Raw genomic sequence first — 12776 nt, 5'->3', positions numbered from 1 at the left:
CATAAATTCAATTTAAATTATGTATGCCAAAACATAAAGAAATACCTGTTGTCCCGCTAAAAGCATTTTTAAAACATTCTTTAGAAATTCTTCAAAACCCGTTACCTTTTCATCTTCAAAATTTTGAAAAACTTGGGGACACCTTTCGGTTAAAAATAGGAATCAATAATAGTGTACTTTTTTCTAGAGATGCAATTTTGGCAGAACATGTCTTACAGAAAAACCAAAAGAACTACAGGAAATCTAAGATTCAAACTAAAGATTTAGCAAAATATGTCGGTAAAGGACTGTTAACCGCTGAAGGGGAACATTGGCGTACCCAAAGACGCCTTATTCAACCTGCGTTTCACAAAAAACAGTTACAAAATCTACTAATGTCAATAAAAGAAGCAATACAGTTAGAGTATGGTAAGATAATACCCGGTGAAGTTGCAGATGTAATTCCTTTGTTTAACGATTTAGCGTTTCAAACTGTAGTAAAATCATTGTTTAGTACTGCTGTAAATAAAGAAGATATCAATCGTTTGCAATATATTACAGAAGCAGCACAACGTATGATGGTAAGAGAGTTGCGACAACCTTATCTTGGTTGGTGGTTTGTAGCCAGTGGGAAAATAAAAAAACATGTAGATTTAACTGTAGAAGCTAGAACGATTTTAAAAAGTATTGTAAATGAAAGACGAATTTCTGGTAAACGTGCCAATGATTTATTAGATATGTTATTAGAGGCTAAATACGATGATGGAAGTGCGATGAAAGAAGCACAGCTTCTCGATGAAATTCTAATTTTATTTACAGCAGGCCACGAAACTACAGCAAATGCCTTAACATTTACGTGCCAACTGCTAGCGAAGTATCCAGAATGGCAGGATAAGATTTTTGAAGAGATTAAAACGATTCAAAATAAAACTGACGACATGATGACGATACTTGCAAGCTCAAAAGTATGTCAATCTGTAATTGAGGAATCCATGCGTCTCTATCCGCCAGCCTATTTTATAGACCGCGAAAGTATAAATAAAGATGCCTGCAATGGCATGTATTTTAAACCAGATGAAAATATTTTATTTTCTGTATTCGAAATGCACAGGCATCCAAAATTATGGGAGGCACCGGAGTCATTTCTACCTGAGCGTTTTATAGATGGCAGCAGAAAATTTTCATCACAATATTTTCCGTTTGGTGCAGGCCCTAGAAAGTGTATAGGGAATAACTTTGCTATGTTTGAAATGATTATTGCGCTTCAAGAATTAATAACACATTATAAAATTCATCCACATTTTGATACTATAGGCATTACACCTTTAATAACGCTAAGACCAAAAAATGCTATTTTACGATTTGAAAAGCGGTGATAAACAACAAAGCGACATATACACAACAGATAAAAGAAGAAGCAAAACGCCTCGGTTTTTTGTCTTGTGGGATAAGTAAAGCTGAATTTTTAGAAGAAGAGGCGCCACGTTTAGAAAAATGGCTCAACCAAAATATGCATGGAGAAATGCGTTATATGGAAAACCATTTTGATAAGCGTTTAGATCCTACAAAATTAGTGGAAGGTTCAAAAAGTGTGGTTTCTTTGTTATTGAATTATTTTCCAAGCCAAGAGCAAATAGCAGATAGCTATAAGCTTTCTAAATATGCTTACGGAACAGATTATCATTTCTTAATTAAAGACAAACTAAAATCATTATTATATTTTATTCAAGACGAAATAGGCGAAGTCCATGGTCGTGCTTTTGTGGATTCCGCACCAGTTTTAGATAAAGCTTGGGCAGCAAAATCTGGATTGGGGTGGATAGGAAAGCACAGTAATTTATTAACACAACAAGTAGGGTCGTTCTATTTTATTGCCGAATTAATTATTGATTTAGAATTAGAATATGATACGCCAGTAACTGATCATTGTGGCACATGTACAGCATGTATCGATGCTTGCCCAACACAAGCTATTGTTGAGCCTTATGTTGTAGATGGTAGTAAATGTATTTCATACTTCACTATAGAACTAAAAGAAAATATCCCTTCGGAATTCAAAGGAAAAATTGACGATTGGATGTTTGGTTGTGATGTATGTCAAGATGTATGTCCTTGGAACCGTTTTTCAAAAGCACACTCAGAACCATTGTTTAACCCGCACCCTGAATTACTTTCTATGAGTAAAAAAGATTGGGAGGAAATAACTAAAGAGACATTTCAAAAAGTTTTCAAGAAATCTGCCGTAAAGCGTACCAAGTTTTCAGGTTTAAAAAGAAACATCAATTTCCTAAAAGATTAGGTGTTTACTTCTTAGGATTGTTATATTTGTTCGTTTAGTCGACAATCCATTATTATGAGCGAAGAAAGCAAGCGAATAGAGGCACTGATATATCATGCAAAACCTACTCCAGGCAAAATAAAAGTAGTTCCAACAAAAAAATATGCAAGCCAAAGGGATTTATCCTTGGCCTATTCTCCAGGGGTTGCGGAACCTTGTCTGGAAATAGAAAAAGATAAAAATCAAGTTTACAGATATACTGCTAAAGGCAACTTGGTAGCTGTAATTTCCAACGGAACAGCGGTTTTAGGGCTTGGTGATATTGGTCCAGAGGCTTCTAAACCAGTAATGGAAGGAAAAGGTTTGCTCTTTAAAATCTTCGCTGATATTGACGTGTTTGATATTGAAGTGGATACAAAAAATGTTGATGTATTTATTGAAACCGTTAAAAATATAGCACCAACTTTTGGAGGTATAAATCTTGAAGATATCAAAGCTCCTGAAGCGTTTGAAATTGAGCGTCGACTGAAAGAAGAGCTGGATATTCCAGTAATGCATGATGACCAACATGGTACTGCAATAATATCTGCGGCAGCACTAATAAATGCCTTGGAACTGGCTAATAAAAACATTGAGGATGTAAAAATTGTGATAAGTGGTGCGGGTGCGGCAGCCATTTCCTGTTCACGTTTATACCAATCTTGTGGCGCGAAAAGAGAAAATATGGTGATGCTGGATAGCAAAGGTGTGATTAGGCAAGACCGTGATAATCTTACATCCCAAAAGGCTGAATTCGCCACTCATAGAAAAATAGATACACTTGATGAAGCTATGGTTGATGCTGATGTGTTTATCGGACTTTCAATGGCAGATATTGTTACGCCTGAGATGCTTAAAACCATGGCGAAAGACCCTATTGTGTTTGCTATGGCAAATCCGGATCCTGAGATTAAATATCAATTAGCTGTAGATACAAGAGATGATATCATTATGGCAACAGGCCGTAGTGACCATCCTAATCAGGTAAATAATGTACTTGGATTCCCATTTATATTTAGAGGTGCTTTAGATGTTAGGGCTACTTGTATAAACGAGGAAATGAAAATGGCAGCCGTTAAAGCTCTAGCAGCACTTGCAAAAGAGCCCGTGCCAGAGCAAGTAAATGTAGCTTACGAACAAACACGTTTGGCCTTTGGCAGAAAATACATCATTCCAAAACCCTTCGATCCTCGACTCATTGCTGAGATTCCACCTGCCGTTGCAAAAGCCGCGATGGAAAGCGGTGTGGCCCAAACAAAAATCACCGACTGGGATAAGTACAAAGACTCCTTAAGGGAGCGCCTTGGTTCGGATAATAAGTTGGTGCGTTTACTTTTAAGTCGTGCAAAATTAAACCCAAAACGCGTGGTATATGCTGAAGCAGACCAACTTGCAGTTTTAAAAGCTGCACAGATAGTACATGAGGAAGGCATAGCTATCCCTATTCTATTGGGTAGAAAAGAAACGATTGAAGATTTAATGAAGGAGATTGATTTTGAAGCAGATGTAACGATAATAGACCCAAAAACTGAAGAAGAAAACGAGCGCAAAAACCGTTACGCCAAAGTATATTGGGAACAGCGTAAACGTCGTGGAGTTACATATTACGCAGCACAACGATTGATGCGAGAGCGTAATTATTTTGCAGCCATGATGGTGAATGAAGCCGATGCAGACGCTTTAATCTCTGGGTACTCTAGAAACTATCCTTCAGTAGTAAAGCCTATGTTGGAGCTTATTGGTATGGCTAAGGGAGCTACAAGAATTGCAACCACTAACGTTATGATGACCAAAAGAGGGCCAATGTTTGTGAGTGATACATCAATCAACATAGATCCAACGGCGAAGGATTTAGCTAAAATTGCTGTAATGACTTCAAAAGTAATAAAGACTTTTGGTTTTGAGCCAGTAATAGCCATGACATCATATTCAAACTTCGGTTCCTCAGGAAACCCTAGGGCTTCAAAAGTAAGAGAAGCTGTAGCGTTACTGCATCGTAATTATCCAGATTTGGTTGTGGATGGCGAATTGCAAACAGACTTTGCTCTAAATGATGAAATGTTGCGTGATCAATTTCCGTTTTCAAAACTGGTAGGTAGAAAAGTAAATGGTTTGATTTTTCCAAACTTAGATGCCGCAAATATTACTTATAAGCTTTTAAAGGAACTCAATGAAGCAGATTCTATTGGGCCAATTATGATGGGCATGAAAAAGCCGGTACACATTTTACAATTGGATGCCAGCGTTGATGAAATTGTAAATATGACGGCAGTTGCTGTTGTTGATGCACAGAATAAGGAAATGTGGGAGCTAGAAAAAGATATTTCCTAATGTTTGAAACGCAAATAATTTCATTACATTTGGCAGGTCAAGAGGGAAATTAATGATTACACATATTCAAGGAAAACTTGTTGAAAAGAACCCAACAGACGTTGTGATAGATTGCAATGGCGTAGGATATTTGCTAAATATTTCTTTGCATACATTTTCTCAAATTCCTGATAAAGAATCCTTAAAGTTATACACGCATTTACAAGTAAAGGAAGACTCGCATACACTTTTTGGTTTTTCGTCTATTGCAGAGCGCGAAATTTTTAGATTGCTGATTTCTGTTAGCGGTATTGGCGCAAGTACAGCTAGAACTATGTTGTCTTCACTTTCTCCTAAACAAGTTAGAGAAGGTATAGCTTCAGGTGATGTAGCTCTAATTCAATCCATAAAAGGTATTGGGGCCAAAACGGCGCAACGTGTCATTATAGATTTAAAGGATAAAATTTTAAAGATTTACGATATAGACGAAGTTTTGGTTTCTCAAGACAATACCAATAAGAATGAAGCGTTATCTGCTTTAGAAGTTCTTGGTTTTGCAAAAAAGCAAGCAGAACGTGTTGTGGATAAAATTATGGGATCACAACCTGATGCAACTGTTGAAACCATTATAAAACAAGCCTTAAAAAATTTATAAGAGATTTTGAACATAACTAACCATAGCTGTCATAAATCGATTAAAACCTACGTTGCCCTTATTGCCCTCCTACTTTTATCAGTATCGGTTTGGTCGCAGCAACCCGCTCAAGATTCTACAAAAACAGGCTTTAGTTTAGGAAACATTAAATTTCCGAAACTTAACGGTATTGAGTCGAAATATACCTACGATCCAGTAACGGATAGGTACATATACACCGAAAAAATAGGAGAGTTCAATATCAATTATCCTATCATTTTAACGCCAAAGGAATTTAAGGATTTGGTGGCGAAAGAAAATTTAAGAAATTACTACAAAGAAAAAATAGACGCTTTTGATGGTAAAAAAGCTGGTGCTGAGGATGAGCAGAAAAATTTACTTCCAGAGTTTTATGTAAACTCAGGGTTTTTTGAAACTATTTTTGGCGGCAGCACGATAGAAGTGGTACCACAGGGGTCTGTAGAAATGGATTTGGGGGTTTTATTTTCAAGACAAGACAATCCATCATTTTCGCCCAGAAACCGAAGTAATTTTACATTTGATTTTGACCAACGCATCAGTCTAAGTCTTTTGGGTAAAGTGGGTACGCGACTTCAAGTAAATGCAAATTACGATACACAGTCCACCTTCGATTTTCAAAATATTATAAAACTTGATTACACACCAACCGAAGATGATATCATTCAAAAAATAGAGGTTGGTAACGTAAACATGCCTTTAAACAGTTCTTTAATTACAGGAGCACAGAGTTTATTTGGGGTAAAAACACAGTTACAATTCGGCAGAACAACAGTAACAGGTGTTTTTTCTGAGCAGCAATCACAAGGTAATACGGTTGTGGCACAAGGTGGAGGAACACTAGAAGAATTTGATTTTTTCATAAGGGACTATGATGAAAACCGACATTTTTTCTTAGCTCAATATTTTAGGGATACCTATGATGAATCTCTTAGAAATTACCCTATTATCAATAACAGAGGCTTACAAATTACACGTTTAGAGGTGTACATCACCAACCGAAGTAACAGGACCGATAATGTAAGAAATGTGGTGGCTTTGCAGGATTTAGGGGAAACAGATAAATTGTTTTCTCCATTTGTAAATATTACTGCTGGCCCTGGTGCATTTCCAGATAATGGTAATAACAATTTAGACCCAACTGCAATTGGTAATGGTTCTGTTTTAACAGAGGGTATACGAGATATTGCAACCGCGCAACAGGGTTTTGGAGCCATACAGAATAATGTTAATGAAGGTTCTGACTTTGGGAAAATTGAAAATGCGAGAAAATTACAAAACGGACAAGAATACACCTTTAATGCAGACTTAGGGTACATTTCATTGAATCAACGTTTAACGGCAGATGAGGTTTTAGCGGTAGCCTATCAATTTACAGTTGGCGGACAGGTATACCAAGTAGGTGAATTTGCAAATGATGGTGTTAATCCAAATGAAGTTGAAACAAATAATCAAGGGCAAGTTACGCAGGTTACCAACAAAGCGCTGGTTCTAAAAATGCTAAAAAGCAGTGTAACAAACGTGCAACAACCTATTTGGGATTTAATGATGAAAAACATCTATGATACAGGTGCTTTTAATTTGAGTCAGGATGATTTCACACTAAATATTTTTTATAACGAAGCATCACCTTTAAATTTTATTACACCTGTAGAAGGCACAACGTTTCCGCTATTTGATAATCATACACCAATTACACCTGGGGATGATAGGGAAATAGAAGAAACCACTTTGATTAGACTATTTAATTGGGATAAATTAAATTTCAACAACGACCCACAAGGTAATGGAGATGGGTTTTTTGATTTCGTTCCTGGTATCACGGTTCAACCACAAAATGGGAAAATCATATTCACAAAAGTAGAGCCTTTTGGGCGTTACCTTTTTGATATTTTAGATGATGATGGCAACCCAAATAACAATGATGTAGATTATGAGGCAGATGTTTATACCAACCCCAACCATGAAAAGTACGTTTATGATATCCTTTATAAAAGTACAAAAATTGCGGCGTTAGAGGAGGCAGATAAAAATAAGTTTAAGCTAAAAGGACGTTATAGTTCTAGTGGTGGCGGTGATGGTATTCCAATTGGCGCATTTAATGTGCCTCGTGGATCAGTTAGGGTTACTGCCGGTGGCCGTGTGTTGATTGAGGGTGTAGATTACACTGTGAATTATCAACTGGGGCGTGTTCAAATTTTAGATGAAGCCCTTAAGGCCTCAAACACACCAATACAAGTTTCTACAGAAAATAATGCCGTATTTGGCCAACAGACAAGGCGTTTTACAGGGATAAATATAGAACATAAATTCAACGACAATTTTGTGTTAGCGGGTACACTTTTAAACTTGAACGAACGTCCTATAACTCAAAAGGCAAATTTTGGTTCAGAGCCTATAAACAATACCATTTTCGGATTTAATAGTAACTTTTCTTCTGAAGTGCCTTTCCTTACCAGAATGGTAAATAAATTACCCAATATTGATACAGATGTGCCATCCAATATTTCCGTAAGGGGAGAATTTGCATATTTAGCACCAGGTGCGCCTAATGGTACAGATTTAAATGGTGAAGCTACCTCATATATAGATGATTTTGAAGGCACGCAAAACGCTATTGATTTAAAAGCACAACAGTCTTGGTTTTTATCAAGTAGGCCTTTAGATTTGAATAATTCTCCAGGGGATGACAATGCGGGTATTCAAAATGGCTATGGCAGAGGCATGCTAAACTGGTATACTATTGACCCCATTTTCTATAGTGTGAGACGACCTGATGGAGTGTCTGATGAAGACTTATCAAGTTTATTTACCAGTCGTGTGTTTATAAACGAATTATTTCCTGAGCAAGATTTGGTGCAGGGGCAAAATTCAATATTATTCACTTTAGACTTAGCCTACTACCCAGAAGAGCGTGGCCCTTATAATTTTAATCCAACAGCTAATAGTACCCCAGCAAGTAATCGTTGGGCAGGAATTACGCGTCAATTAACTTCAACGGACTTAGAACAGGCCAATGTGGAATACATAGAGTTTTGGCTGCAGGATCCATTTCAAGAAAACCCTTCTAACCCTGGTGGAAAGTTGGTGTTTAACCTAGGAAATATTTCAGAAGATGTCGTAAAGGATGGTAGAAAACTTTATGAAAATGGGTTGCCAGAAGATGGTGATATTAGCCTATTACCTCAAACAGATTGGGGAACTGTAGTACCGTTAAATCAGTCTTTAGTCTATGCATTTGATACTACAGGACAAGAGCGTGCCAACCAAGATGTAGGTTATGACGGTTATAGTGATGCTGATGAAATCCAGGAATTTGGAACAGCATTTGGAGACGACCCCTCAAACGATAACTACACCTTCTTTCTAGATGCCGAAGGTGGTATTTTTGAGCGTTACAAACAATTCAACGGTGTAGAAGGCAACACGCCGGATGTGTTTACAGACACGCAGAGAGCAAATAATCCACAACCTGACGTGGAGGACATCAATAGAGATAATACCATGAATACTATTGATAGTTATTACGAATACGAACTAGATATTACACCTGCCACCTTAAATATCAACAATGAGTTTATTGTTGACACAAAAAATGTTGAAGCGCAAAGTGAAGATAATAGAAGAGTTTTAGAAAATGGAGAAGTGGTGTACCCCAAATGGTATTTGTTTAGAATTCCTGTAACACAAAGTACAAGAGCCGTTGGGGGTATTACAGATTTTAGATCGGTGCGTTTTGTAAGAACCTATTTAAAAGAGTTCAATGAAAATACGGTATTCCGTTTTGGAACCTTAGATTTGGTAAGAAGCGATTGGCGACGTTATAACCAAACATTACAAGCCAACAATGACGACCCCTCAGACGATGATACCGATTTTTCCGTAGGTATCGTTGGAACCATTGATAACGAAGGGTCTTATGTACGCCCTCCTGGGATTGAACCAGAGCAGCTGTTTAATAATAATACCGTAGTACGCCAAAATGAGCAAGCATTAGTAGTAAATGTTTGTGATTTAGAGTCTGAAGATTCTCGGGCTGTATTTAAAAACATTAGTATTGATATGCGTCAGTATAAACGTTTAAGAATGTTTTTACATGCGCAAGATGACGATTATGGGTTTTTAGATACAGAAGCTGAACGTCTAGTTGGATTCATGAGAATTGGTAATGATTTAAATGACAACTACTATCAAATTGAAATTCCATTAGTAAAATCTCCAAATGGTTCTTTAAGACGTGAAGATGTATGGCCATTTGAAAACGAAATTAATTTACCACTTGATATTTTAGGTAAAATTAAAGCTGAAGGAATAGCCAGCGGTACGCTGCTTGATGGCGAACCTACATATTACGATGTTGTTGGCGATGAGGTAGTGGAGGTTATAAACCCGCTTACGGGGTATGTAACTGGTCAACACCGTGTGGCCATAAAAGGAAACCCAAACTTTGGAGACGTAAGAACATTAATGGTAGGTGTTAAAAATGCTACAAATAGCGATGTTTGTGCTAATGTGTGGTTTAACGAATTAAGATTATCAGATTTAGATAACGAAGGTGGATGGGCTGCGGTTTTGGCTTTGGATAGTAATGTGGCCGATTTTGCAAATGTAAGTGCTACAGGTAGAATGAGTACTTCTGGTTTTGGTGGACTTGAACAAGGCCCAAGCGAGCGAGCTCTTGAGGATGTGCAGCAATATGACGTTGTAACGAATATAAATGCGGGACAATTGCTACCAAAGAAATGGGGCATACAAATTCCGTTTAACTATGCTCAAAGTGAAGAATTGGTCACACCAAAATTTGATCAGTTTTATAAAGATTTAAAATTACAAGACCGCATTGATGCGGAAGATACGCAGGAAGGTAAAGACCGTGTAAAAGAACAATCAGAAGACTATACAAGGCGCCAGAGTATCAATTTAATCGGTGTTAGAAAAAACAGAACTACAGATAAAACACCAAGATTTTACGATGTTGAAAATTTTACTTTTAACTATTCATACAATAAGGTTGAACATCGCGATTTTGAAATTGAGAATTCAGTAAATAAAACGTTGAGAGCTGGTGCAAACTACGCCTTCAATTTTAATCCGGTTACCATAGAGCCTTTTAAGAAAAACGATTCGCTCTTCACAGGAAAATATTGGAAGTTCTTAAAAGAATTTAATTTGAATCTATTGCCCACAAGTTTTGCGTTGAATACTGATATTAACAGGCAGTTCAACCGTCAAAAATTTAGAGAAATAGACTTAACTGGAGCCAATATTGGTGTTGAAGAATTATTCCGTAGAAATTATACTTTTGATTTTCAATACACTATAAACTACAACCTAACTAAAGCCTTACAGCTTAACTTTACCGCAGCAAATAATAACATCGTAAGAAATTACTTTTTAGGCGATGATTTAATTGCTGGAGAGCAAGACCCAAGGCTAGATGTATGGGACGGACTTTTAGATATTGGAGACCCCAACAGACAAACACAAAGTTTAGGTATCAACTACCAATTACCAATAAACAAAATACCAACATTTAGCTTTATTGATGCCACGTATCAATACAACGGGGATTTTCAATGGCAAAAAGGGTCAGATTTCTTTGAGAGATCAATTGCGGATGGTGGATTTGGCGGACCGATACATACAGTTCAAAATTCAAACACCCATAACTTAAATACAAGTTTAGATATGAGGCGTTTGTATAAATATTTAGGTTTAGAAAGAAAACCAACACGAACCGTTAGAACGCGTTCAAGAAGTACTGGTGGTCCTCCTGGAACCAAGGAAGGTGATGCAAAAAAACCAAGAAGTAAAAATAAAAATAAGCCTGGTACAAAATTGTTAAATGCAGGGATAGATATTTTAACTAGTATTAAGCGCGTACAGATAAACTATTCTGAAAATAATGGAACATTTATACCCGGATATACTAGAACTCCTGGGTTTGTTGGAACGCTAAAACCATCATTCGGTTTTACCTTCGGTTCGCAAAGTGATATTAGGCAAGAGATTGCCAGACGCGGGTGGTTAACGTCGTTTCAAGAGTTTAATCAACAATTTACACAAACCCATAGCGAGCAGTTGGATATTTCAGCGAGCTTAGAACCTGTAAGAGATTTAAAAATTGATATCTCAGGAAACAAAACCTATTTTGAAAATTTTGCCGAAAATTTTAGAGTTGACCCAGTAACAAGGGATTATATTGCCCTAACACCCAATACTTTTGGAAACTTCAATATTTCAACGGTTTTAATAAAAACAGCTTTTGGTAAAAGTGATGAAAATGGCTCCGATCCGTTTAACGATTTTAGGGCGAACAGACTTACTATTGCACGACGTTTGGCAGCAGCAAGAGGTGCAGATGTAAATGATGTGGATGCTGAAGGCTTTCCAAGAGGTTTTGGTAAAAATAGTCAAGCAGTATTATTACCTGCGTTTGTAGCTGCATATAGCGGTCAGGATGCAAATAGTGTGAAATTAGGTGCTTTTAGAAATGTACCTATTCCTAACTGGGATATAAAATATACTGGTTTTATGAAATTTGCTTGGTTTAAAAAAATGTTTAGGCGCTTTTCAATTACCCATGGTTACCGTTCTAGCTATAACATTAACCAATTTCAAACAAACCTAGATTACCAACAGCCATTTTACAATTTGCCTGCTGATAGCCCATTTAACGAAGGTGCTCTAGATCAATCAGAAAATTTTAAAAACGAGCAGCTATTTAGTAATATTAACTTAACCGAAATGTTTAGTCCACTAGTTAGAATTGATATGGAAATGAAAAACTCTATGAAGATTTTGGCTGAAGTAAGGAAAGACAGGTTACTTTCTTTAAGTTTTGACAATAATTTGTTAACCGAAGTTATAGGAAACGAATTTGCTTTAGGTTTGGGGTATCGCATAAAAGACGTGCGTATCAAATCAAAACTGGCAGGCGCTAAAAAGCGTATTGTTAGTGATTTAAATATGAAGGCCGATATTTCGGTAAGAGATAATAAAACCATAGTACGTTATTTGGATTTAGATAATAATCAAGTAACCTCAGGACAAACCATTTGGGGCCTTAAATATTCGGCAGATTATGCATTTAGTAGAAATTTAACCGCTATTTTTTACTTTGATTATGCCTTTGCAGATTATGCCATTTCAACAGCGTTTCCGCAAACCACCATTCGTTCAGGCTTTACTTTGAGGTATAACTTTGGGAATTAGATGGTAGCTCACTGACTTTGTCATCCTGAACTTGTTTCAGGATCTCTGAATGAAGATTGTTTGACAGGAATTCAACTAAATTGCAGTGTTTAAGGATTGAGTAAATACTACAGCAGACTTGCCCCGCGTTAGGGATTGCAGAGGAAATCCCACAGCGAGTCCCGCTAGGGCAAAGCGAGGAATTGGAACGTAAAGCCCGACCTGAAGCGATCCTGCAAGGTTTCTAAAACCTTGTAGGTATGAGCGTAAGGGAACGCCCAAAATATTCCTTTATAGATTGCT

General features: G+C 37.0%; 5 protein-coding genes. All 5 read left to right on the top strand.

Features of this window, described 5'->3' with window-relative positions; translation table 11 throughout:
* Window positions 1-23 precede the first annotated feature (23 nt).
* The 5 genes from AC1B0Z_RS10595 to sov are packed head-to-tail and all read left to right on the top strand — an operon-like array spanning window position 24 to window position 12494.
* Window positions 24-1355 (top strand): cytochrome P450, encoded by a 1332-nt coding sequence (locus AC1B0Z_RS10595; RefSeq protein ID WP_483791959.1) that lies wholly within the window; start codon window positions 24-26, stop codon window positions 1353-1355.
* Window positions 1352-2278 carry a tRNA epoxyqueuosine(34) reductase QueG gene (gene queG, locus AC1B0Z_RS10590; protein ID WP_483791958.1) on the top strand — a complete coding sequence of 309 codons (927 nt, stop codon included), beginning with the start codon at window positions 1352-1354 and terminating at the stop codon, window positions 2276-2278. Before AC1B0Z_RS10595 ends, queG begins: the two co-directional genes overlap by 4 nt.
* A 54-nt stretch (window positions 2279-2332) precedes the next feature.
* On the top strand, window positions 2333-4627 hold the full coding sequence (locus tag AC1B0Z_RS10585; RefSeq protein WP_483791957.1) for an NADP-dependent malic enzyme: 2295 nt from the start codon (window positions 2333-2335) through the stop codon (window positions 4625-4627).
* A gap of 52 nt (window positions 4628-4679) precedes the next feature.
* Window positions 4680-5261: a Holliday junction branch migration protein RuvA gene (gene ruvA / locus AC1B0Z_RS10580; RefSeq protein WP_483791956.1), complete on the top strand. Its 582-nt coding sequence runs from the start codon at window positions 4680-4682 to the stop codon at window positions 5259-5261.
* Window positions 5262-5267: 6 nt separating this feature from the next.
* A complete protein-coding gene (gene sov / locus AC1B0Z_RS10575) occupies window positions 5268-12494 on the top strand; it encodes a T9SS outer membrane translocon Sov/SprA (protein WP_483791955.1) in 7227 nt (2408 codons plus the stop codon).
* Window positions 12495-12776: the final 282 nt, after the last annotated feature.

It is taken from the genome of Hyunsoonleella sp. J2K-J805, assembly GCF_057167125.1.
The sequence above is the reverse complement of the archived record's forward strand: the minus strand, read 5'-3'. Positions and strand labels throughout refer to the sequence as shown.

What these genes read in the sequence shown, in the direction of transcription:
- AC1B0Z_RS10595 (WP_483791959.1), top strand. Translation starts at nt 24, where the DNA reads ATGCCAAAACATAAAGAAATACCTGTTGTCCCGCTAAAAGCATTTTTA.
- AC1B0Z_RS10585 (WP_483791957.1), top strand. Translation starts at nt 2,333, where the DNA reads ATGAGCGAAGAAAGCAAGCGAATAGAGGCACTGATATATCATGCAAAA.
- ruvA (WP_483791956.1), top strand. Translation starts at nt 4,680, where the DNA reads ATGATTACACATATTCAAGGAAAACTTGTTGAAAAGAACCCAACAGAC.